The following is a 23,562-nucleotide window of genomic DNA, read 5'->3' on the forward strand; positions in this document are numbered from 1 at the left end:
AGGCGCGACGCCCGGCTTGACGCTTAGGGGGTGCGGGGCTATACGCCGCCAGTCCGCACCCTTCAGGGGGCCGATTCATATGTAATGCCGTGTGCCACGTTCCCGTCGCTGGGTGTGGTCCTCCGGCCAAAGGAGTAGCGACAATGTTCAAGCTGAACGAACTTTCCGACAACGAAGGCGCAACCCACCGCCGCAAGCGCGTCGGCCGTGGCCCGGGTTCGGGCAAGGGCAAGACCGGTGGTCGTGGTATCAAGGGTCAGAAGTCCCGCTCTGGCGTGGCGATCAAGGGCTATGAAGGCGGCCAGATGCCGCTGTATCAGCGTTTGCCCAAGCGTGGCTTCAACAACATCAACGCCAAGACTTATTCGGTCGTGAACCTGGGCCTGATCCAGAAGTTCATCGACGCGGGCAAGATCGACCCCAAGAATGACGTGACCGAGGACGCGCTGATCGCTTCCGGGCTGGTCCGTCGCCTAAAGGACGGCATCCGCGTGCTGGCGAAGGGCGAGATCACGTCCAAGATCAACCTGACCGTTCATGGCGCATCCACGGGTGCGATCGAAGCCATCGAAAAGGCTGGCGGGTCCGTGACAGTGACCGCAAAGCCCAAGGCGGACGCCGCGGCGGCCTGATCGCTTGCGGGCGGCCCGCGGGTCGCCTAGATAGGGTCTGAGTTTTCCCAAACGCCGCCAACGGGACACCCGCTTGGCGGCGTTTTTCATATAGAAGAGACTTGCATGGCATCCGCTGCAGAACAAATGGCCGCCAACATGAGCTGGGGCGCCTTCGGCAAGGCGACAGAGCTGCGCAGCCGCATCCTTTTTACCATCGGCATGCTGATGGTTTATCGCCTTGGCACCTATATCCCCGTTCCCGGCATCGACGGCGTACAGTTGCGCGCCTTCATGGATGAAGCGGCGGCAGGGATCGGCGGCATCCTGTCGATGTTCACCGGCGGTGCATTGTCGCGCATGGGCATCTTCGCCTTGGGCATCATGCCCTATATCTCTGCGTCGATCATCGTGCAGCTGCTGGGCGCCATGTGGGAGCCACTGAAGAACCTCAAGAAAGAGGGTGAGCAGGGTCGTCGCAAGCTGAACCAGTATACGCGCTACGGGACGGTGCTGCTGGCCACGGCGCAGGCTTACGGTCTAGCCAAGTCGCTTGAGGCGGGCGGTCTTGCGTCCGATCCCGGCCTGTTCTTTACGGTGGCCTGCGTCATCACGATCGTCGGCGGCACCATGTTCCTGATGTGGATCGGTGAGCAGATCACCGCCCGCGGCATTGGCAACGGCATCTCCTTGATCATCTTCGTCGGCATCATCGCCGAAGTGCCGGCGGCACTCGCGCAATTCCTGAGCCAGGGACGTTCGGGCGCGATCAGTCCCTTCGTGATCGTGGGCGTGATCCTGATGGTGATCGCCATCCTCGCGTTCGTGGTGTTCATGGAACGCTCGCTGCGCAAGATCCACATCCAATATCCCCGCCAGCAACGCGGGATGAAGGTCTACGACGCATCGAGCAGCCACCTGCCGATCAAGGTGAACCCGGCTGGCGTCATCCCGGCGATCTTCGCCTCTGCCCTGCTGCTGCTGCCCACGACGATCAGCACCTTTTCGGGCGGGTCGAGCAACGCCTTCATGTCGACGCTGCTGGCCTATTTCGGTCCAGGACAGCCGCTCTACCTGGTGTTCTTCACGGTGATGATCATATTTTTCACCTATTTCTATACACGAGAGGTTGCCTTCAAGACGGACGACGTGGCCGACAACCTCAAGAACCAGAACGGCTTCGTGCCGGGAATCCGCCCGGGCAAGAAGACCAAGGAATACCTCGATTACGTGGTCAACCGCATCCTGGTGCTCGGCTCCGGCTACCTTGCGCTGGTGGCGCTGCTGCCCGAGATCATCCGCAGCCAGTTCGCGATCCCCTTCTACTTTGGTGGCACTTCGGTTCTGATTATCGTCTCGGTAGGGATGGATACGATACAACAGATTCAGTCCCACCTGCTGGCGCACCAGTACGAGGGGCTGATCGAGAAATCGCAACTGCGCGGCAAGCGCGGTACGACCAAGCGGAGGGGACCGGCGCGTCGATGAATATTATACTACTGGGGCCGCCGGGGGCGGGCAAAGGCACGCAGGCACGCCGTCTGGTCGAAGACCGCCAGATGATCCAATTGTCCACGGGCGACATGCTGCGCGCGGCCCGGACATCCGGGACTGACATGGGCAAGCGCGTAGCGGCAGTCATGGATCGTGGCGAACTGGTCACGGACGAGATCGTCATCGGCCTGATCCGCGAACATCTGACCAATGACCAGCCCGCGGCAGGCTACATCTTTGACGGTTTCCCGCGCACGCTGGCGCAGGCCGATGCACTCGGCAACCTGCTGGCCGAACTGGGCGAGAACCTCGACCGCGTGATCGAGATGCGCGTCGACGACGAGGTGCTTGTCGCCCGGATCACGGCGCGGTCGACCTGCAAGAATTGCGGTGAAGTCTACAACGACGCGACCAAGTCCATACCCGCGGATCACGTCTGCACCAATTGTGGTGAAAAGACCGAATTCATACGTCGCGCCGACGACAACGCCGATAGCCTCAAGACGCGCCTGCTGGCCTATTACAAGCAGACCAGCCCATTGGTCGGCTATTACTATGCCCGCGGTGACCTGACGTCCGTCGACGGGCTTGCCAGCATGGAAGATGTCGCGGCCCAGATCAAGAAGGCGCTGGCCTGACGCGCGCCGGAAAGGGGGGTTGACCCCCATCCGCCACGCCTCTAGATACCCCCATCCCGAAAGGGAATCACTGCCGTGACAGGGTCGCACCCGTTCGTGACGGATTACCTCATATGACATGGGCCAGCCGTACGATCGGTCTGGCCTGCGTTGTGAAAAAAGGGTCCGGCATTACGGACCCGCAACGAAAAGGAAAGCACACGTGGCACGTATTGCCGGCGTAAACATCCCGACTGCAAAGCGGGTTCCCATCGCCCTGACCTACATTGCCGGTATCGGCAACACCATCGCAGCGAAGATCTGTGAAGCGACCGGCATCGATGCCGCACGTCGCGTCAACGATCTGTCCGATGCCGAGGTGCTGAAGATCCGCGAATACATCGACGAGCATGTGACCGTCGAAGGCGACCTGCGTCGCGAAACCCAGATGAACATCAAGCGTCTGATGGACCTTGGCTGCTACCGCGGCCTGCGTCATCGTCGTGGACTGCCCGTTCGTGGCCAGCGCACGCACACCAACGCCCGTACCCGCAAAGGCCCCGCTAAGGCCATTGCCGGCAAGAAGAAATAAGGAGTCCCCGTCATGGCACGAGATACCCGCCGGACCGGCAAGAAAAAGGTCTCCAAGAACATCGCAGCTGGCGTTGCGCATGTGAATTCTTCGTTCAACAACACCAAGATCCTGATCTCGGACGTGCAGGGTAACGCGATTGCCTGGTCGTCCGCTGGCACGATGGGTTTCAAGGGGTCGCGGAAATCCACGCCCTATGCCGCCCAGATGGCTGCCGAGGATGTTGGCAAGAAGGCCCAGGAACACGGCGTCAAAACGCTGGAAGTCGAAGTGCAGGGCCCCGGTTCGGGCCGTGAGTCCGCGCTGCGTGCGCTGGCTGCCGCTGGTTTCAACATCACTTCGATCCGTGATGTGACCCCGATGGCCCACAACGGCTGCCGCCCGCCGAAGCGTCGCCGCGTTTAAGCCGACCGATTGAATGAAAGGGGCCGTGCGAATATGCGCGGCCCCCATCTGCCGTTTTGAAACCTCGAGCGTCGGCCTTTTTGGACATGAAGGCGGACAAGGATGGAGGGACTATGATCCACAAGAACTGGGCTGAGCTGATCAAGCCGTCACAGCTGGACGTGAAGCCGGGCAACGACCCGCACCGTCAGGCAACCCTGATCGCAGAACCGCTGGAGCGTGGCTTTGGCCTGACGCTGGGCAATGCGCTGCGTCGCATCCTGATGTCGTCGCTGCAAGGTGCCGCGATCACGGCCGTGCAGATCGACAACGTGCTGCACGAATTCTCCTCCGTCTCTGGCGTGCGTGAAGACGTCACTGACATCGTGCTGAACCTCAAGGGTGTGGCGATCCGCATGGACGTCGAAGGCCCCAAGCGTCTGAGCGTTCAGGCCAAGGGTCCGGGCATCGTCACCGCCGGCGACATCTCGGAAACCGCGGGCATCGAGGTCCTGAACAAGGATCACGTGATCTGTCACCTCGACGATGGTGCCAGCCTGTACATGGAACTGACGGTCAACACCGGCAAGGGCTATGTCGCGGCCGACAAGAACAAGCCCGAAGACGCGCCGATCGGCATGATCGCCATCGACGCGATCTATTCGCCCGTCAAGAAGGTCAGCTACGACGTGCAGCCGACCCGCGAAGGTCAGGTGCTGGACTACGACAAGCTGACCATGAAGATCGAGACCGACGGATCGCTGACGCCTGATGATGCCGTGGCCTATGCCGCGCGCATCCTGCAGGACCAGTTGCAGATCTTCGTCAACTTCGACGAGCCGGAATCGGCCAACGCCGGCGGCGACGACGACGGGCTGGAATTCAACCCGCTGCTGCTGAAGAAGGTGGACGAGCTGGAACTGTCGGTGCGTTCGGCCAACTGCCTGAAGAACGACAACATCGTCTACATAGGCGACCTGATCCAGAAAACCGAAGCCGAGATGCTGCGCACGCCGAACTTTGGCCGCAAGTCCTTGAACGAGATCAAGGAAGTGCTGTCGGGCATGGGTCTGCACCTTGGCATGGACGTCGAGGATTGGCCGCCAGACAACATCGAAGACCTGGCCAAGAAGTTCGAAGACCAGTTCTAAGGAATTGGGGGCGGCTCGCCGCCCCCGAAAATGCTCGCACTGGCGGGGAATATCCGGGCAATTCTGCCCCAATAATGCGGCTGACACGCATCAGACCGCTGCACAAAGTATAATTAGGAGACGACCAAATGCGTCACGCAAGCGGCTACCGCAAACTGAACCGGACCCACGAACACCGCAAGGCGATGTTCGCCAACATGGCCGGTTCGCTGATCGAGCATGAGCAGATCAAGACGACCCTGCCGAAGGCGAAGGAACTGAAGCGGATCATCGACAAGCTGATCACGCTGGGCAAGCGTGGCGATCTGCACGCCCGCCGTCAGGCCGACAGCCAGTTGAAGCAGGACATCCACACCGCCAAGCTGTTCGAAATCCTCGGCCCGCGCTATGCGGAGCGTCAGGGCGGCTATTGCCGCGTGCTGAAGGCCGGTTTCCGTTATGGCGACATGGCCCCGATGGCGATCATCGAATTGGTCGACCGCGACCGTGATGCCAAGGGTGCCGCCGACAAGGCCCGTTTGGTCGAGATCGACGAAGAGGCGTAAACGGCTTCCGTCCAAGTTTCGGAAAGGGCGTGCACTGCGGTGCGCGCCCTTTTCATTTGGCATTTCGCTTGCGGAGTAACCTGACACAAACGCCGGGCCTTCAGGGCTGTCCGATCAGACCATGATGCAAGGCGGCCCCCGCCGTGACACCCCGCAGTGACATGTACGACATGATCCAGACCCTGTACGCCCTCGCCCCCGGCGGGCTAGCGTTGGGGCTGCACTATCGCTGCGGCGTGCCGCTGTAGAGCGTGCAGACATTGCCAGAGACCTGAATGGCCCATTATCGCGCCCGGTCGATTTCCCTGCGCGTTCCGCTTGTGGCGACCCTGATCCGCGGTGGGCTTTCAAAGGGCCGCAGACCGGCCTAGATATCGGTCATGGCGGATCTGTTCGACTCTTCCACCCCGACCCCACCCCAGTCCGGCCCCCGCCCGCTGGCAGATCGCCTGCGGCCAAAGACCCTGGGCGAGGTCATCGGACAAGAACAGGTCCTTGGTCCCGATGCGCCGCTGGGTGCCATGCTGGCGTCGGGGTCGCTGTCGTCGCTGGTGCTGTGGGGGCCGCCGGGTGTCGGCAAGACCACCATCGCGCGGCTGCTGGCGGACGAGACGGACCTGCATTTCGTCCAGATCAGCGCGATCTTCACCGGCGTCCCTGAGTTGCGCAAGGTGTTCGAGGCGGCAAAGCTGCGCCGCCAGAACGGCAAGGGAACGCTGCTGTTCGTGGACGAGATCCACCGTTTCAACAAAGCGCAGCAGGATGGGTTTCTGCCGCACATGGAAGACGGGACGATCCTGCTGGTGGGTGCCACGACCGAGAACCCGAGTTTCGAGCTGAACGCCGCCCTTTTGTCCCGCGCGCAGGTGTTGATCCTGACCCGGTTGAACGACGCCGACCTCGAACGCCTTGCCTTGCGGGCCGAGAAGGAGTTGGGGCGCAGGCTGCCGCTGGACGCGCAGGCGCGGGACCAGCTGATCAACATGTCCGACGGCGACGGCCGGGCCTTGCTGAACCTGATCGAACAGGTAGCGGCATGGAAGACGGACAAGCCGCTGGGGACCGAAGCTCTGACGTCCCGCCTGATGAAGCGGGCGACGAAATACGACAAGTCCGGCGACGAGCATTACAACCTGATTTCTGCGCTGCACAAATCCGTGCGCGGGTCCGATCCGGACGCCGCCCTTTACTGGTTGGCGCGGATGCTGACGGGTGGTGAGGACCCCCGATACCTTGCTCGCCGAATCGTGCGCATGGCAGTCGAGGATATCGGGCTTGCCGATCCGCAGGCGCAGCATGTCTGCCTGCAAGCGTGGGAGACCTACGAGCGTCTTGGCAGCCCGGAAGGTGAACTGGCGCTGGGGCAGGCCGTCACCTACCTCGCGCTCGCGCCGAAATCGAACGCGGGTTATGTGGCCTTCAAGGCTGCGATGCAGGCCGCGAAGCAGACCGGGTCGGAACCGCCGCCGCGTCACATCCTGAACGCGCCGACCAAGCTGATGAAGGAACAGGGGTTCGGGTCAGGTTACGCCTATGACCACGACGCCGAGGACGGCTTTTCCGGTCAGGACTATTTCCCCGAGGCGATGAAGCGCGGCATCTATTATCTTCCCGTTGATCGCGGGTTCGAGCGGGAGTTGAAGAAGCGGCTTGATTTCTTTGCCGGCCTGCGGACCAAGCGCAAGGGGGCGACGAATTGACAAGCCATGCGGTTCGCGCGACAGGGGGGCATGATCCTGACTGCATTCTCTGTGGCCCTGGGCGGCGCGATTGGCGCAATCCTGCGCTGGCTGACCGGCCTGTTGACGCTGCGCGTCATGGGGCAGGGGTTTCCGTGGGGGACCGTCACGGTCAACATCCTCGGGTCCTTCCTGATTGGTGTGCTGGTGGTCGCCCTCGCCCATAAGGGCGGAATGCGCGCGGCCCCCTTTCTGATGACAGGCGTGCTGGGCGGATTCACGACGTTCTCGGCCTTCTCGCTCGATACGGTGGCGCTGATGGAACGCGGACACATGACGCTTGCGGTGGCCTACGTCGGCGGCAGCGTGATCATCGGACTGGCAGCGCTGGTCCTTGGCATGACTTTGACACGGATGGTGATATGAGCGGTGGCGTGCAGACGCGGGTGATCGGCCCGGACGACGGCGACCAGCGGCTTGACCGCTATCTGCGGCGGCTGTTCCCGCACCTGACTCAAGGCCGGATCGAGAAGATGTGCCGCAAGGGCGACATCCGCGTCGACGGCGGCCGGGTAAAGTCGAACACGCGGCTGGACGTCGGCCAGAGCATCCGCATCCCGCCCTTGCCGACCGAGGCGCAGGTCGATGCAGAGCGCAGCCTGATGAAGCAGGGCGTGACCAAGGCCGACGCGGCCTTGATCCAGTCCTGCGTGATCTACCGCGACGACCACATGATCGTCATCAACAAGCCTGCGGGCCTTGCCACACAGGGCGGCACCAACACCACCCGCCACGTCGATGCGATGAGCGAAGCGCTGATGTTCGGTTTCGACGAAAAGCCGCGTCTGGTGCACCGTTTGGACAAGGACACCTCGGGCGTCCTCGTTCTGGCGCGGACGCGCATGGCTGCCAAGCAGTTGACCGAGAACCTGAAGCATCACGCGACACGCAAGATCTATTGGGCCGCCGTTGCCGGTGTGCCGCAGCCACGCGCCGCGACGATCAAGTATGGTCTGATCAAGTCACCCGGTCACGGCAAGGGCGGCGAGAACGAGAAGATGCGCTGCATCCACCCCAAGGAGGTGGACAGCACCGAAGGTGCCAAGCGGGCCACGACCGACTATGCCGTGCTGGATACGCTTGCAAAACGTGCGGCCTGGGTGGCCCTCGTGCCGATCACAGGGCGGACGCACCAGTTGCGCGCCCACATGGCCGAGATCGGGCATCCGATCATCGGTGACGGCAAGTATGGCGGGACCGATCAGGAAAACCTGGGCGATGGCTGGGGGGCCGGGATGGGTGGCGACATCAGCCGCAAGATGCACCTGCACGCGCGCAGCCTGACCATCGAACACCCCGAAACCGGCGCGATCCTGCATCTGACCGCACCGCTGCCGGATCACATGCAACGGACGTGGGATTTCGTCGGCTGGCATGTCAGCCACGCGCCCGTCGACCCCTTCAACATGCCTGACTGAATGACTGATGTGCGACTGGTCATCTTCGACGTCGACGGCACCCTTGTCGACAGTCAAGCCGAGATCGTCGGCGCGATGGGCGAGGCCTTTACAGCAGAGGGTCTGACTCCACCACCGCGCGCAGCGATCCTGTCCATCGTCGGGCTGTCGCTGCCGGAAACCTTCCGCGTCCTTTGCCCCGCTTTCGATGATGCCACACGCCACCGGTTGACGGCCCATTACCGCGCCGCGTTCCGTGACCACGCTGCGGCGGACTTGCAACGGCGCAGCCCGCTTTTTCCCGGTGCCATCGACGCGATCCGTCGGCTTCATGCGCAGGACCGAACTCTGCTGGCCGTGGCGACGGGCAAGTCGAAGCGGGGGCTTGACCGCCTGATCGACCAGCACGATTTGCACGGTCTGTTCATCAGCCAGCAGACGGCGGATTTCCACCCGTCGAAACCGCACCCCGCGATGGTTCTTGCCTGTCTGGCGGACGCCGGGGTTCGGCCCGGTCGCGCTGTCATGGTGGGCGATACGACCTATGATATGGACATGGCCCGCGCCGCCGGCGTGGCCACGGTCGGGGTCGGCTGGGGCTATCACGCGCCCGCCAGCCTGCGCGCCGATCGCATCATCCATGACTTCGCGGATCTCGACGCCGCCCTCGACACGCTGACCGGAGAAACCGCATGACCGATTGGGCCCCCAAACGCTTCTGGACGCAGGCCGAGGCCGTGCAGCGGGAAACGAGGTTTTCCGTCGAACTGGACGGCCGCCCGGTCAAGACGCCCTACAAGCAGCCGTTGATCCTGCCGACGCTGGCAATGGCAGAGGCCATCGCCCTTGAATGGCAGGCCCAGAGCGATCTGATCGACCCCACGACGATGCCTGCAACCCGCGCCGCGAATTCGGCCATCGACAAGGTCGCCCCGCAACACGCAGAGGTCGTCGATATCCTGGCCGCCTACGGCGAGAACGATCTGCTGTGCTACCGGGCCGCACAGCCGCAAGCGCTGATCGACCAGCAGGCCGCCGCCTGGGACCCCTGGCTGGCATGGGCGGCGCAGGCGCTTGAGGCGCCGTTGCATGTCACCACCGGCGTCATGCCGATTGACCAGCCAGCCCAGTCCATCGCACGGATGCACGCCCGCGTTGCCAGGTTCGACAACTTCGCGCTCACGGGATTTCACGATCTGGTGCAATTGTCCGGTTCGCTGGTGCTGGCCTTCGCGGTCGCGGCGGGCAAACTGACGGCGCATGCCGCTTGGCCGATCAGCCGTGTCGACGAGAATTTTCAGATTTCCCAATGGGGTGACGACGAAGAAGCAGCGGAGGTCGCAGGGATCAAGCGGCAGGCGTTCATCGACGGTGCGGCCTTCATGGCGATGAACCGCGCAACCTGAAACGGTCACAAATGCGTCCAAACCGGTGAAACTGCCGTTGGGGAAGGCAGAATGAGGCATTTGACCCGGCGGTTACACTTGACCTCTTGGCTGGAATCCGCCCACTCTCTGACCATTGAGGGGGAGACCCGTCAAATCTCAACCGCCGCAACGGCGGAAAAATTGGCTGCTCCTATTGGGGCAGGAACTCAGGAAGAGGTAATAATGAACAAGACCGTACTTTTTGGAACGCTGGCGGTTGCCGGACTGACGGCCGCTGCGGCGTCCGCTGCGACGCTTGACGAGGTCAAGGCACGCGGCCACCTGAACTGCGGCGTGACGACCGGTCTGGCCGGCTTTGCGGCCCCCGATGCCAATGGCGTCTGGGAAGGCTTCGATGTCGATGTCTGCCGCGCCGTTGCCGCCGCGATCTTCGGCGACAAGAACGCTGTCGAATTCGTTCCCACCACCGGCGAGACCCGCTTTACCGCGCTCTCTTCGGGTGAAATCGACTTGCTGGCCCGGAATACGACCTGGACCTTCTCGCGGGATAGCGAGCTGAAGTTCGACTTCGTCGGCGTCAACTACTACGACGGTCAGGGCTTCATCGTACCGAAGGCGCTGGGCGTCACCTCTGCCAAGGATCTGGACGGCGCGACCGTCTGCATCCAGACCGGCACCACCACAGAGCTGAACCTGGCCGACTACTTCCGCGCCAACAACATGACCTACCAGCCGGTGCCGATTCAGACCAACGCCGAAGGCCAGCAGCAGTATCTGGCCGGTGCCTGTGACACCTACACGACGGACGCCTCTGGCCTGGCCGCGACGCGCGCCACGTTCGAGAATCCCGAAGACCACGTCCTGCTGCCCGAGATCATCTCGAAGGAGCCGCTGGGCCCACTGGTCCGTCACGGTGATAACGAGTGGGGCGATATCGCGATGTGGACGCTGCACGCGCTCATCGCCGCTGAAGAGCTGGGCATCACCTCTGCCAACATCGGCGAGATGTCGGCCGCACCGACCAACAACCCCGAAGTGAACCGTCTGCTGGGCACCGAAGGCGAGCTGGGCGCGATGATTGGCCTATCCGCCGACTGGGCCAAGAACGCGATCATGGCCGGTGGCAACTACGGCGAGATCTTCGAGCGCAACATCGGTGAGAATACGCCCATTGGTCTGGCCCGTGGCTTGAACGCGCAGTGGACCGACGGCGGTCTGCTGTATTCCCCGCCGTTCCGCTAAAAAACAAGGCGAAAGGCCCGGCAATTGCCGGGCCTTTCGTCACTTTCCAGAACGACTGACGAAAACGCCTGCCAGCGCGTGGTGCATCCGGGCCAACCGGAGCAACCTGCAAGAAGACTGGTGAAGCCCGGGGAGAATCAAATGTCATCGATGACGGACAATCCGCCACGCGAAAGCTTCCGGCTGAGTCAGCTGATCTACGACACGCGCTATCGGTCGCTGACCATTCAGGTGATCACGCTGGGGCTGGTCTGCATCGGCGTCTACTGGCTGGTTGCAAACCTGCTGATCAACCTCGGCCAGCTTGGCCTGACGCCGAACTTCGACTTTCTCGAAAGCAGGGCGGGTTACGACATCGGCACGACGCTCGTGCCCTATTCCAACGCGGATACGCACCTGTGGGCCGCATGGGTCGGCATCCTGAACACACTGCTCGTCGCCTTCCTTGGGATTATCCTGGCAACCATCATCGGCGTTCTCGCGGGGGTTCTGCGCCTGTCGAAGAACTGGATCGTCAGCCGCCTGATGGCCGTCTACGTCGAGGGCTTTCGGAACGTGCCGCTGCTGCTGTGGATACTGCTTATCTTTGCCGTCGTCACCGAGGCCACCCCGCAGCCGCGCGATTTCCGCGTCGATGATGCTGGCGTGTCCAATGCGTCGATGATCTGGAATTCCTTCGCGGTCACCAACCGTGGCTTCTACATGCCCGCGCCAGTCTGGGAGCCGAACTCCGGCATCCTCGTCGGGCTGTTCGTGCTGTCCATCGTCGCCGCGTTTCTGTATCGCCGCTACGCCAAGAAGCTGCTGTTCGACACCGGGCGCCTGCTGCCGATGGTCTGGCCGATGTTCGTGATCGCGATCGTTCCGGTCATCCTTGCCTATTTCCTGCTGGGGCGTCCCGTCTCGCTGCAATACCCGGAGCTGGCAGGTTTCAACTTCAGTGGCGGCATCCAGATCAGCAACCCGTTGATGGCCTTGTGGCTGGCGCTGTCGCTTTACACCGGCGCCTTCATCACCGAGATCGTCCGCGCCGGCATCCTGTCCGTGTCCAAGGGCCAGTCAGAGGCCGCTGCGGCCCTTGGCATCCGCCCGAACCGCGCGATGAGCCTCGTGATCCTGCCGCAGGCGATGCGGGTCATCATCCCGCCGCTGACGTCGCAGTATCTGAACCTGACAAAGAACTCGTCTCTTGCCATCGCCGTGGGCTACCCGGACGTGCGCGCGACGCTGGGCGGCATCACGCTGAACCAGACCGGCCGCGCGCTGGAATGCATGTTGCTGCTGGGCCTGTTCTATCTGGCGCTGTCCCTCGTCATCTCGTTCCTGATGAACATACTGAACAATTCCATGAAGCTGCAGGAGCGTTGATATGAGCGACACACACGCCCAAACCGTCGCTTTTGTCCGCGAAGGCATGATCGACCAGCAGCAGCCGCCAACCAAGGAGGCGGGTGCCGTCAAATGGGTGCGAGAGAATCTCTTTCCCACATGGCTGAACGCGATCCTGACCATCCTGTCGCTTTATGTAGTCTGGTATGTGCTGTCTGGCGTCGTGCCCTGGCTTGTCAGTCCGACATGGGGTGCGACTTCGCTGGGCCAATGCCGGGAAATCCTCGAAGGTTTGGGGCAATCGACCGAGCAGGCCTGCTGGGGCGTGATCCGCGATCGCTGGAACCAGTTGCTGTTCGGTTTCTACCCGTCGGAACTTTACTGGCGACCGACTTTGGCCCTGGTCGTTCTACTGGCCGGTCTGGCACCGGTGCTGTTCGGTAATTTCCCGCGGTGGTTCCTGGGCTTTTCGCTCGCTTCGCCTTTCCTGATCTTCTTCCTGCTCTGGGGCGGGTCGATCTGGCTGCCGGTGTCGGTCGCATTGGGCTTCGTCGTCGGTGTCGTGGCGTTCCGCGCACTGGCGAGGGTCAATCAGATCGTTGCCGTCATCGCGGCTGTCGTGCTGCCAATTCTTTACTGGCTGTTCCTCGCGGGTCCGCTGGCTGCCGCGGTGACAGGCCTTGTGCCGATCGGGATCGCCCCGGTCGGGTCCAACGAATTCGGCGGCTTCATGTTGTCGATCGTGATCGGCGTGTCGGCGATCGTGCTGTCGCTGCCGCTGGGCATCATGCTGGCGCTGGGGCGGGCATCGAACCTTTTCATCGTGACAAAGCTGTCGGTCGCCTTCATCGAAATCATCCGTGGTGTGCCACTGATCGTCTGGCTGTTCACCGCATCGCTTTTGCTGAACTACTTCCTGCCGCCCGGCACGAATTTTGACCTGACGCTGCGGGTCATCATCATGGTGACTCTGTTTTCCGCTGCCTACATCGCGGAGGTCGTGCGTGGTGGCTTGGCCGCGGTGCCGAAGGGGCAGTACGAAGGCGCTGACTCGCTGGGACTGTCCTACTGGCAGTCGATGCAATTGATCGTGCTGCCACAAGCCTTGAAAATCTCGATCCCGGGCATCGTGAACACCTTCATTGGCCTGTTCAAGGATACGACGCTGGTGGTGTTCATCGGTCTGCTCGACCCGCTAGGTCTGACCAACGCGATCCGGGCCAGCCAGGAATGGAACGGCATCTATTGGGAGCTCTATGTCTTCATCGGCGTGCTGTTCTTCGTCGCCTGCTACAGCATGGGTCGTTATTCACTGCATCTGGAACGCAAACTCCAGCGCGAAAACCGTTAAGGGAGGCATGAGCATGTCGGAAGCCGTTCAAGACCGCGAAATCAACCGCAGCGCCATGCAGGTCAGCGATGAGGTCGCCATCGAGATCAACAGCATGAACAAGTGGTTCGGCACGTTCCACGTGCTGCGCGACATCAACCTGACCGTGAACCGCGGCGAGCGTATCGTCATCTGCGGGCCTTCAGGGTCGGGCAAATCGACGCTGATCCGATGCATCAACCGGCTGGAGGAACACCAGTCCGGACAGATCATCGTGGATGGCACAGAACTGTCGTCCGACATCAAGAACATCGACAAGATCCGGTCCGAAGTTGGCATGTGCTTTCAGCACTTCAACCTGTTCCCGCATCTGACGATCCTGGAAAACTGTACGTTGGCCCCGATCTGGGTGCGCAAGACGCCCAAGAAGGAGGCCGACGCGACCGCGATGCATTTTCTGGAGAAGGTCAAGATCCCGGAACAGGCGCACAAGTATCCGGGCCAGTTGTCCGGCGGTCAGCAGCAGCGCGTCGCAATCGCGCGGTCGCTGTGCATGAAGCCGCGCATCATGCTGTTCGACGAACCGACGTCGGCACTTGACCCCGAGATGATCAAGGAAGTGCTCGATACGATGATCGAGCTGGCGGAAGAGGGCATGACGATGATCTGCGTCACGCACGAGATGGGTTTTGCCCAAGCCGTCGCGAACCGCGTGATCTTCATGGACCAGGGCCAGATCGTCGAACAGAACGAGCCTCACGCATTCTTCAACAACCCGCAGTCGGACCGCACCAAGCTGTTCCTGAGCCAGATCCTCGGTCACTGACGCAGACGATGTTACGGCGAAAGATCGGAAAAGCGGGGGCCCAGCCCCGGTCGAGCAGGCGCGACTCCCCCGGGATATTTAAGACCAGAAGAAGCTGGACGCCTGCGCCTTGACGTGTGGATGGTCAGTCCGCCAGGTCGGCGGGCGTCATGAACGCGATGCAGGTGCCTTTGCGCAGGGCGGACCACTGCGTCGCATCGAAGCGGATGACGGTCGTCGCGGCAGTGGGGTAATCAGCAAAGCGTGGGTGATCGGGGTGCGACGTCACAAGGCGTCCCGCCAGATCGCCGATGCCGGGATTGTGGCCACAGACGAGCAGTGTTTGCGCGTCCGTCACCAGCCCGATTTGCCGCAGAATTGCGTCAGGAGAGGCATGGTAGAGCGCGCGCAGGTAGCTGACCTGTGGCATTGCACCGAGCCTGTCCATCACGCCGGCGACTGTCTGCCCGGTGCGTGTCGCGTCGGAGGCGATGATGCGGTCCGGGACATGATCGTTCTGGCGCAGCCAGATGCCGATCCGGCGGGCGGCAGTTTGCCCCCGGTCGGTCAGGGTGCGGCCATGATCGGCGCCCTCGGGGTCGTCCCAGCCGGATTTCGCGTGGCGCAGCAGGATCAGGGTCAAATTCACCGAAAAGCCTCCATGTGAAATGCGGCCTGTGCCGGCAGACGCAGACCCGCGCCGACCGGGCAGGCGCGCCGGGCGCGGCAGCCTTGAGCGATGCAGTCCAACCCGGCAGGGCTGTTGATATGCCGCTTGCAGGCCCCGACATCGTAGCCCTCGGCAAAGGCATCGACGGGGCAGGCCGTGGCGCAGGGGGCGTGGCAGGCGTCACAGGGTCTTTGCTGCGGGGTGGGCGGTGCGGCGGCAGCATCGCGGATAAGGAGTCCGCCGCGAAAGGAGACCCACAGGCCCCTGTCGGCGTGAATTAGAAACCGGATCGGCGAAGGCCAGGCTTGGCCACTGCGCGTGGCGAAGGTCTGAAACGGCAGGAACGGTGGTCCGCCGAAGGGGTAGATTGCCGCCGCCCTGATGTGAGTGGCGAGCTCGTCGATCACCCGCCGCGACCAACGGTCGAGCGGGTCCGGGTTGCCGTCCTGCGCCTCTGCGCTGGCTTGAAAGATCGGCCAGAACGACGGCTCATCCGGCCCAAGCAGAATGACCTGACCGTCATGCGGCAGGCCGTCGTCCGGCCCGCCATCGCAGCACCCCATGACCCGCAGGCCGGTGCCTGTCAGGTCCGGCGACATGGTCAGTCCTGCCGTGATTTCACGCGCGATTCGGTCGAACGGATGATCGATCCGGCCCCGTGTTCGGTAAAGAGCTCCAGCAAAGAGGCGTTCGGCAGGCGCCCGTCAAGGATGACGACCGCGCGCACCCCGTCCTCGATTGCCTTCAGCGCGGTCTCGACCTTGGGGATCATGCCGCCGGCAATGGTGCCGTCGGCGATCATGCTGCGGATCTGGTCGGGGTTCAGCTGGGTCACGACCTTGCCGTCGGCGTCCTTGACGCCGGCGACATCGGTCAGCAGCAACAGGCGGTCGGCCTTCAGCGCGCCCGCGATGGCCCCGGCGGCGGTGTCACCGTTCACATTGAAGGTTTCCAGCATGTCCATGCCGGTCGCCACCGGGGCCACGACGGGAATGATGCCGGCCTTGTAGAGATCGCGCAGCACCTGGACGTTCATCTCGACCGGGCGGCCGACAAAACCGAGTTCGGGGTCGTCCGCCTCGGCCACCATGAGGTCGTCGTCCTTGCCGGACAGGCCGACCGCCCGGCCGCCTTCGTCCATGATCGCCTGAACGATCCGTTTGTTCACGAGGCCGGTCAGCACCATCTCGACCACCTCGACGGTGGCCTGATCAGTGACCCGCTTGCCGCGGATGAATTTCGATTCGATGCCAAGCTTGTCCAGCATCTCGTTGATCATGGGACCGCCGCCGTGCACGACGACCGGGTTCATGCCCACCTGTTTCATGAGCACGATGTCACGAGCGAATTCGGCCATCGCGTCGGCGTCGCCCATCGCGTTGCCGCCGAACTTCACCACGACGACGGCACCGGAATAGCGTTGCAGATAGGGCAACGCCTCTGACAGCGTGCGCGCCGTGGCGATCCAGTCTCGGTTCATGTCCTGCGTCCTCATGGCTGTCTCCCGGGGCATTGTCGCCAAGGGATAGCGGAGCGGGGGGTGACCCTCAAGGCGCTTGATCCGGTTGGGCTGATGCCGGATCAGGGTTCGAGGGTGGCAATGACCGCGCGCAGGGACGCGATGCCGTCACCCTTGTCAGAGCTTGTCAGGATCAGCTCCGGATAGGCCGCCGGATGCTTGACCAATGCAGCGCGCGTCGCCGCGAGGCTGGCGTCAAGCGCGTCGCCCTTCACCTTGTCCGTCTTGGTCATCACGACCTGAAACGTGACGGCGGCGCGGTCCAGCAGGGTCATGATTTCCTCGTCGACGGCCTTGGCCCCGTGACGGGCGTCGATCAGCACGAAGACGCGGCGCAGGGTCGGGCGACCTTGCAGGTAGTTCTTCAGCAGCGCCTGCCATTTGGCGACGACCGCGACAGGGGCATTGGCAAAACCGTAGCCGGGCAGGTCGACGACATAGAGGTCGCCAGCGGTAAAGAAGTTGATTTCCTGCGTCCGACCCGGTGTGTTCGATGCGCGGGCCAGGCCCTTGCGCCCCGTCAGCGCATTGATGAGGGACGATTTGCCGACGTTGGACCGCCCGGCAAAGCAGACCTCCAGCCGGTCGGCGGGTGGCAGGCCGTCCATCGCGACGACCCCCTTGAGGAACGTCGTCTCGCCGGCGAACAGAAGGCGGCCCGCTTCGATGTCTTCGTCCGACGGTGTCTCGATCTCGGGGAAGGGGAGTTGCATCAAGGCACCTTTCGTTCGTCGTCACGGGCAAGCCCTGTCGCACAGTCGCGCGGCCCTGTCGAGGTCCAAGGCAGGCAGGCGGCATCGCGGCGACGAAGGGATAAGCGCCGGACGTTGCCGTCCGGCGCGAGGGTCATTTCGACTTCGGCGGCTTCGACACATTCGCCGCCGTCGGTGTCGTCTTCTTGCGGCGGAAGGTCGACCTGATGTTGCCGAAGACGTCAGGCCGCGATCCGTGACTGCGCATGATGATGTATTGCTGCATGAAGGTGATCGTGTTGTTCGTGATCCAGTACAGCACAAGGCCAGAGGCAAAGCTGCCCAGCATGAACATGAAGACCCACGGCATCCAGGCAAAGATCATCTGCTGCGTCGGATCGGTGGGCGCCGGGTTCAGTTTCTGCTGCAGCCACATGGAAATGCCCAGCAGGATCGGAAGGACGCCCAGCGACAGGATGAAGAAGATGCTGCCCGGTTCCGGCGTGGCCCAGGGCAGAAGGCCGAACAGGTTCAGGATCGACGACGGATCAGGTGCCGACAGGTCACGAATCCAGCCGAACCACGGCGCATGGCGCAGTTCGAGGGTGACGAAGATCACCTTGTAGAGCGAGAAGAAGATCGGGATCTGGATCAGGATCGGCAGGCACCCCGCGGCGGGATTGACCTTGTTGTCCTTGTAGAGCTTCATCATCCCTGATTGCAGCGCGGCCTTGTCGTCGCCCGCGCGTTCCTTCAGCTTTTCCATCTCGGGCTGAAGTTCCTTCATCCGGGCCATGCTGACATAGGATTTGTAGGCCAGCGGCAGCACGAGGAGTTTCAGGAAGAAGGTCAGCGCGATGATCGACCAGCCCATGTTGCCGATCAGCAGGTTCAGGTGGTGCAGCACCCAGAAAATCGGCTTCGTCAGAAAGAAAAACCAGCCCCAGTCAATGCTGTCGATGAAGCCGGTGACACCCGCCTGCTGGTAGTCGCGGATGGCTTCCCATTCCTTGGCGCCGGCAAAGAGTTGTGTCGTGACGCTGGCGGATGCGCCAGGGGCGACAGTCTCCGCGTCCAGCACGGCCTCCACCTGAAAGATGTCGCGCGCTGGGAAATACTTTGCCACTGACCGGAACGGGGCCGTCTGGTTGGGGATCAGGGTCGTCATCCAGTAGTGGTCGGTATAACCGATCCATCCCGCAGAGGTGACGTCCTGCCGTTCGGCATTGGTGCCTTCACGGTCGTCGACCTCGAAGTCGACCATGTTCTTGTATTTCACTTCTTCCAGCGTGCCGTCGGTCATGCGGACAAGACCTTCGTGCAGGATGAAGAAGTTCTGCAGGTCGGACGGCATCCCTTCCTGTCGCAGCAGACCGTAAGGGCGCATGCTGACGGGGTCGGCCGCGGTGTTCTCGACGCTTTGCTCCACGCTGAACATGAACTTGTCGTCGACAGAGATGCGGTTGCGGAAAATCTGACCGGCACCGTTGTCCCAGGCCAGAGTCACGGGGGTGTCGGGAGTCAGCGTCTCGCCGTCCTCCAGCGTCCACAGCGTGTCCGGCCCCGGCACCGAGTCGGCAGAAATGCCATCGGCGGCAGCCCAGCCGAAGGAGGCGAAATAGGCGTCCGGCGTGCCGGTCGGCGACAGCAGCGTCACGGTCGGAGAACTGTCTGCGATGGTCTCGCGGTATTGGGTCAGCTTCAGGTCGTCGATGCGGCCACCCAGCAACGAGATCGTGCCGGACAGTTCCGGAGTTTCGACCGGAATGCGGGGCGCGTCGGCGACGGCGGGCTCTACTGCGGGGTCGGCGGGTGCCGCGATACCGCCGGTGACGGGGTCGACGACGGGAACGGTGGCGTCCTGTTGCTGCTCGGTCGCCTCCAGCGTCGCGGGGGCCTGCACTTCGGGGGGGAACAGGAAGGTCCAGACGATGATGACCAGCGTGCTGAGCACGAGGGCCAGGATCAGGTTCTTGTTTTGATCTTCCATGCGTCGCGACCGTCCGTCTGTAAAAACTGGTGGGAATGGTTCAAACCGCCTGACCCCCAAAGGTCAAGGGCAAAGGGTGCCATTGTGATCGGCTGTCAAGCCGGCAAAATCAAAGAGCCCGAGGTCCAGCAGGTGGCTGGGCCGGGCGTTCATCAGGGCCGAGAAGATCTTCTGCCGCCGTCCGGGGCTGTTCGCCTCCCAACCGTCGAGCAGGCGCTTGATCTGCTGGCGCTGCAATCCGTCCTGTGATCCGCACAGATCGCAGGGGATGATCGGATAGTTCATGTCGCGCGCGAACTTCTCGCAATCCGCCTCGGCCACATGCGCCAGCGGGCGATACAGGAACAGATCGCCTTCGTCGTTCAGCAGCTTGGGTGGCATCGTCGCCAGCTTTCCGCCGTGAAAGAGGTTGAGAAAAAACGTCTCGAGGATGTCGTCTCGGTGGTGGCCCAGCACCACGGCGGTGCAGCCTTCCTCGCGCGCGATGCGGTACAGGTTCGCGCGGCGCAGGCGCGAACACATGGTGCAAAGGGTCCGACCCTGCGGCGTCTTGTCCATCACGACGGAATAGGTGTCGCGGTATTCGATCCGGTGCGGCACGCCCATGCGGGTCAGAAATTCAGGCAGCACGGTCGCAGGAAAATTCGGCTGCCCCTGGTCGAGGTTGCAAGCCAGCAATTCCACGGGCAGCAGCCCGCGCCATTGCAGTTCATAGAGGATCGCCAGAAGGGTGTAGCTGTCCTTGCCACCCGACAAACAGACCAGCCACTTGCCCCCCGGCGCGATCATGCCGTAGCGGTCGATCGCCTCTCGCGTGTCGCGGACCAGCCGCTTGCGCAGCTTGCGGAACGCGACCGTGTCGGGCGCACCATTGAACAGGGGATGGATGTCAGCTTCGTCTAGCATGGTGCATCACCTACTGCGGCAAAGGCGAAAACCCAAGCGGAATTGCGTACGGCTGTGCCATGTGTGGGACCGCCGCGGGTCGAGACGCCAGCGCACCGGCCCGTGGCCAAAATCAGCGCAACCGCCCGCCGGCCACGACTGGCAAGGTGGGTGCCGCACCCTCCACGCCCGCAGGCAGGGCAGGGATGACCGGTCGCCCGCCCCGCATCGATGACGCATCGGCTATGCGCGACGCGGCATAGCAGATCAGGACCCCGGCTACCGGCAGCAACCACGGCAACCACGCTACGTCGGGTTCAACGATCATGAGGATCTGGCCGGCCAAAGCCAGCACCGTGCCAAGGCCGAACACCAGCAACCCATGCCCGCCCATCAGCCGCAGCGGCGCGGCGGCGGGGTGGGCGCACAATCGCGTGACGAAGGGCAGGCAGGACAGCACATAGGCCAGCGCCAGGATGTGCAGAAGCCGGGGCAACGCCAGCAGGGTCTTGTCGTGGGTCGTGATGTTGCGGGGTGCGCCCAGACTGCCAAGCTGCGCCATCTTGTGGTTCATGAAACCGCCCAGATCGGGGATATGCCGCCAGGCGAAGGCGAACAGCAGAAAGGCCAGCGTCGCCGCGAACAGCGGCCAGGACAGGGGCACGAGACGCCGGTCGCGGCGGTGCCGGATACCGATCAGCAAGCCGATGACAAAGATCAGCTGCCAGGTCAGCGGGTTCAGGAACCATGCACCGTTGCCGGGATAGTTCGGGATATTCCATTTCCACATCCCAGCAAGCCACCACAGGGCCACCGCAGCCACAAGCGTCACCATCGGAGCCCGCAGACCGGCCATGAGTAGAAAGGGGGCGGCGATCAGCAACACGATATAGGTCGGCAGGATGTTCACATACCCGATCTGGAAGGACAGGATCGGCAGCCCGACCAGTGCGGCACCTGTATCGTCGTAAAGCTGTGACAGATTGTGGATGTCACGAAACTCTGCGCGGTAGAACACGCCGGCCGACCAGCTGAACAGACCGATCGCCGTGACGGTCAGGATGATCTGGACGCCATACAGCGTCCAGGCCCGTCGCCACATCGGGGCCATCGCGTCCCACAGACGGGTTTGTCCCGTCAGCCAGCGGTTGACTGCTGGTGAATAGGCAATGCCGGCGGCGATGCCGGACATGATGAAGAACGCCTCTGCGGCATCGGAAAATCCGATATTGCGAACCGTGATCTGTTCCCACGGGTTGCCGGGCATGTGGTCGATCAGGATCATCATCAGCGCCAGACCGCGAAAGGCGTCGATACGCGGATCGCGCGGACGCGACGGCGCGATCAGGCCTTGCCGGATCGGCGTGATCCGTGCATCGGGCTGGCCGGATGCCTCAGGCTGGCCGGGTGCCTCAGGCTGGCCGGGTGATCGTGCCATCTGGCATCCCTTCGTGGGCGGCATCGCGTGCAAGGCGACGGCGATAGTCCGCCACAACCGGCGGAACCGCGACCTCTTGCGGCACGCCAAAGGCGCTGCCCAGGATCGGCCAGGACGTCACGGTGATCAGCAGCGGTGCGGCGATCATCGGGACCGTCACCGGCAGCAGCCAGATCACGAGGTCGGGTGCCGCCTGCAGCACGACGATCGACATCGCGACACCGAACAGCGTGATCCAGCGTCCCGCCCGCCAGCCGTCGCGCAGGGTCAGGCGACCTTCGCCGCGCGCGGTCGCGGGCCAGCCGCCGTCCCGGCCCGCCAGCACCTCGGCCACGGCACGGGATTGATACATCAGCATCAATGGCGCGATCAGGGCGGTCAGCAGCGTCTCGGCCAGCACGGACGCAAAGGCGCGCAGGATGCCGCCGAAACCGTCGGCCCGCCCCGTCGCCACGGATTCAAGGTAGATTGCCAGTTTCGGCAACAGCAGGAGGCCGCCGACACCCACGGCGAGCGCGATGATCTGATGCGTCCGGTCATCGGGAAAGACCGGGAAAAGCTGGTAGGCGTCCGGGAAATAGTCGGGCGTGCCCGCCGTGGCCGCCGCGAGCAACGACACGATCAGGAACGCACCCCAGGCGAGTGAGACAGTGTAGGACAGGATGCCCTGCAAGAAAACGAATCTGCTCCACTTGCGCAGGCCGGGCGCGTTCAGCAGGCGCACGTGTTGCAGATTGCCTTGACACCAACGCCTGTCCCGACGGGCAAAGGCCAGCAGATTGTCCGGGCCTTCCTCGTATGACCCCGTAATGCGGGGGTCCATCTCGACCTGCCAGCCGCCCCGCACCAGAAGAGCAGCCTCGACATAGTCATGGCTCAGGATGGTGCCGCCGAAAGGGGGCGGGCCGGATAGTTCCGGCAGGCCGCAGCACTGCGACAGCGCCCTGACGCGGGCAATGGCGTTGTGACCCCAGAAAGGTCCCGACTGTCCCTGCATCCGCGCCAGACCCCGCGCAAAGACCGGCGAATGAAAGCTGGCGGAAAACTGCATCGCCCGACCGAAGGCCGAGGTGGCACCGACGATCCGCGGCAGCGTCTGCAACAGGCCGACGCCGGGATGGGCTTCCATCCGGGCAACGAGGTGACGGATCGTCTCGCCCTCCATCAGACTGTCGGCATCCAGCATCACGACGTAGATGTAGTTGCCGCCTGACGTCCGGATGAAATCCTCGACATTGCCGGCCTTGCGGCCGTGCCGGTCCTTTCGGATGCGGTAATAGACGCGGCGGTCGTCGTCGGTCTGCGCGAAAAGCGGTGCCAAGGCGGCACGCTCGCGGTGCTGGGCATCCGGATCGGCGGTATCGGAAAGGATCGCGACATCGGCCGGCACGCCGGCGTCGCGCTGCGACTGTCGCATCGCCTGCACCCGCGCGCAGACCTCGACCGGGTTTTCATTGCAGATCGGCACAAGAATTGCCGTCGCCGGAAAAGGTGCGTCAAGCGGGATCGCAGGGCACAACGGTGCAAGTGGGGGCAATCCGACAAACGCCTGCGCCGCGCCCCAGGCCAGCCAGCCGGTGGTGATCGCGATCAGGGTCACGGCGGCCGCGTCGAAGGCGTCGAACCCGGTGTTCAACCCGGCCTGAGCCAGTGTTCCAGCCGCCGCGATCGTGCAGAAGGCAGCGAAGCCCAGCGCCGTGATGCGGCTGAGACGCGTGCGGCCAGGTTTGACATGAGGCCGCAA

24 protein-coding genes are annotated in these 23,562 nt (G+C 63.1%); 16 read left to right on the forward strand and 8 right to left on the reverse strand.

The genetic code is table 11. The features are described from left to right. The first annotated feature begins 143 nt into the window (after positions 1-143). The 16 genes from rplO (at position 144) to ACOI1H_RS12665 (ending at position 14,645) form a co-directional block, all read left to right on the forward strand. Positions 144-632: a 50S ribosomal protein L15 gene (rplO, locus tag ACOI1H_RS12590; RefSeq protein WP_422437913.1), complete on the forward strand. Its 489-nt coding sequence runs from the start codon at positions 144-146 to the stop codon at positions 630-632. A gap of 105 nt (positions 633-737) precedes the next feature. Beyond that, positions 738-2,099: a preprotein translocase subunit SecY gene (gene secY / locus ACOI1H_RS12595; RefSeq protein WP_422437915.1), complete on the forward strand. Its 1,362-nt coding sequence runs from the start codon at positions 738-740 to the stop codon at positions 2,097-2,099. Then, complete coding sequence (locus ACOI1H_RS12600) at positions 2,096-2,743, forward strand: adenylate kinase (RefSeq protein WP_422437916.1); 648 nt, start codon at positions 2,096-2,098, stop codon at positions 2,741-2,743. The genes secY and ACOI1H_RS12600 overlap by 4 nt, the downstream gene beginning before the upstream one ends. 202 nt (positions 2,744-2,945) lie before the next feature. Further along, positions 2,946-3,314, forward strand: a complete 369-nt coding sequence (rpsM, locus tag ACOI1H_RS12605) for a 30S ribosomal protein S13 (protein ID WP_422437918.1) — start codon at positions 2,946-2,948, stop codon at positions 3,312-3,314. 12 nt (positions 3,315-3,326) lie between these two features. After that, positions 3,327-3,719 (forward strand): 30S ribosomal protein S11, encoded by a 393-nt coding sequence (gene rpsK, locus ACOI1H_RS12610; protein ID WP_072858530.1) that lies wholly within the window; start codon positions 3,327-3,329, stop codon positions 3,717-3,719. A 113-nt stretch (positions 3,720-3,832) separates the two neighbouring features. Next, positions 3,833-4,849, forward strand: coding sequence for a DNA-directed RNA polymerase subunit alpha (locus tag ACOI1H_RS12615; protein WP_422437920.1), 1,017 nt, complete (start codon positions 3,833-3,835; stop codon positions 4,847-4,849). Positions 4,850-4,977: 128 nt separating this feature from the next. Beyond that, positions 4,978-5,394 carry a 50S ribosomal protein L17 gene (gene rplQ, locus ACOI1H_RS12620; RefSeq protein ID WP_422437922.1) on the forward strand — a complete coding sequence of 139 codons (417 nt, stop codon included), beginning with the start codon at positions 4,978-4,980 and terminating at the stop codon, positions 5,392-5,394. Positions 5,395-5,774: 380 nt separating this feature from the next. Next, positions 5,775-7,094: a replication-associated recombination protein A gene (locus tag ACOI1H_RS12625; protein ID WP_422437924.1), complete on the forward strand. Its 1,320-nt coding sequence runs from the start codon at positions 5,775-5,777 to the stop codon at positions 7,092-7,094. 30 nt (positions 7,095-7,124) lie between these two features. Further along, positions 7,125-7,499, forward strand: a complete 375-nt coding sequence (gene crcB, locus ACOI1H_RS12630; RefSeq protein ID WP_422437926.1) for a fluoride efflux transporter CrcB — start codon at positions 7,125-7,127, stop codon at positions 7,497-7,499. Beyond that, complete coding sequence (locus tag ACOI1H_RS12635) at positions 7,496-8,551, forward strand: RluA family pseudouridine synthase (protein WP_422437928.1); 1,056 nt, start codon at positions 7,496-7,498, stop codon at positions 8,549-8,551. Before crcB ends, ACOI1H_RS12635 begins: the two co-directional genes overlap by 4 nt. Beyond that, entirely contained in the window at positions 8,552-9,226 is a 675-nt protein-coding gene (locus ACOI1H_RS12640; protein WP_422437930.1) for an HAD-IA family hydrolase, read from the forward strand. Beyond that, positions 9,223-9,936 (forward strand): ATP12 family chaperone protein, encoded by a 714-nt coding sequence (locus ACOI1H_RS12645; protein WP_422437932.1) that lies wholly within the window; start codon positions 9,223-9,225, stop codon positions 9,934-9,936. The genes ACOI1H_RS12640 and ACOI1H_RS12645 overlap by 4 nt, the downstream gene beginning before the upstream one ends. Positions 9,937-10,140: 204 nt before the next feature. Further along, on the forward strand, positions 10,141-11,160 hold the full coding sequence (locus ACOI1H_RS12650) for an amino acid ABC transporter substrate-binding protein (RefSeq protein ID WP_422437934.1): 1,020 nt from the start codon (positions 10,141-10,143) through the stop codon (positions 11,158-11,160). Positions 11,161-11,301: 141 nt separating this feature from the next. After that, positions 11,302-12,528: an amino acid ABC transporter permease gene (locus tag ACOI1H_RS12655; RefSeq protein WP_422437936.1), complete on the forward strand. Its 1,227-nt coding sequence runs from the start codon at positions 11,302-11,304 to the stop codon at positions 12,526-12,528. Between the two features lies 1 nt (position 12,529). After that, positions 12,530-13,840: an ABC transporter permease subunit gene (locus ACOI1H_RS12660; protein ID WP_422437938.1), complete on the forward strand. Its 1,311-nt coding sequence runs from the start codon at positions 12,530-12,532 to the stop codon at positions 13,838-13,840. A 13-nt stretch (positions 13,841-13,853) separates the two neighbouring features. Beyond that, on the forward strand, positions 13,854-14,645 hold the full coding sequence (locus tag ACOI1H_RS12665) for an amino acid ABC transporter ATP-binding protein (protein WP_422437940.1): 792 nt from the start codon (positions 13,854-13,856) through the stop codon (positions 14,643-14,645). A gap of 124 nt (positions 14,646-14,769) precedes the next feature. Here ACOI1H_RS12665 and ACOI1H_RS12670 read toward each other — a convergent pair whose 3' ends face one another. The 8 genes from ACOI1H_RS12670 to mdoH form a co-directional block, all read right to left on the reverse strand. Beyond that, positions 14,770-15,273 (reverse strand): SixA phosphatase family protein, encoded by a 504-nt coding sequence (locus tag ACOI1H_RS12670; protein WP_422437942.1) that lies wholly within the window; start codon positions 15,271-15,273, stop codon positions 14,770-14,772. Further along, the gene (locus ACOI1H_RS12675) at positions 15,270-15,893 is read right to left on the reverse strand and encodes a ferredoxin (RefSeq protein WP_422437944.1); all 624 of its coding nucleotides are present in this window, start codon (positions 15,891-15,893) and stop codon (positions 15,270-15,272) included. Before ACOI1H_RS12675 ends, ACOI1H_RS12670 begins: the two co-directional genes overlap by 4 nt. Positions 15,894-15,895: 2 nt before the next feature. Then, positions 15,896-16,774, reverse strand: coding sequence for an acetylglutamate kinase (argB, locus tag ACOI1H_RS12680; RefSeq protein ID WP_422437945.1), 879 nt, complete (start codon positions 16,772-16,774; stop codon positions 15,896-15,898). 101 nt (positions 16,775-16,875) lie between these two features. Next, on the reverse strand, positions 16,876-17,526 hold the full coding sequence (yihA, locus tag ACOI1H_RS12685; RefSeq protein WP_422437947.1) for a ribosome biogenesis GTP-binding protein YihA/YsxC: 651 nt from the start codon (positions 17,524-17,526) through the stop codon (positions 16,876-16,878). Positions 17,527-17,659: 133 nt separating this feature from the next. Next, the gene (yidC, locus tag ACOI1H_RS12690; RefSeq protein WP_422437949.1) at positions 17,660-19,495 is read right to left on the reverse strand and encodes a membrane protein insertase YidC; all 1,836 of its coding nucleotides are present in this window, start codon (positions 19,493-19,495) and stop codon (positions 17,660-17,662) included. A 63-nt stretch (positions 19,496-19,558) separates the two neighbouring features. Beyond that, positions 19,559-20,401: a tRNA 2-thiocytidine(32) synthetase TtcA gene (gene ttcA / locus ACOI1H_RS12695; RefSeq protein WP_422437951.1), complete on the reverse strand. Its 843-nt coding sequence runs from the start codon at positions 20,399-20,401 to the stop codon at positions 19,559-19,561. Positions 20,402-20,513: 112 nt separating this feature from the next. Next, positions 20,514-21,818, reverse strand: coding sequence for an OpgC family protein (locus tag ACOI1H_RS12700; RefSeq protein ID WP_422437952.1), 1,305 nt, complete (start codon positions 21,816-21,818; stop codon positions 20,514-20,516). Continuing rightward, positions 21,793-23,562: a glucans biosynthesis glucosyltransferase MdoH gene (mdoH, locus tag ACOI1H_RS12705; protein ID WP_422437954.1), complete on the reverse strand. Its 1,770-nt coding sequence runs from the start codon at positions 23,560-23,562 to the stop codon at positions 21,793-21,795. Before mdoH ends, ACOI1H_RS12700 begins: the two co-directional genes overlap by 26 nt.

This window comes from Loktanella sp. DJP18 (assembly GCF_049310965.1).
Lineage (GTDB): Bacteria > Pseudomonadota > Alphaproteobacteria > Rhodobacterales > Rhodobacteraceae > Loktanella.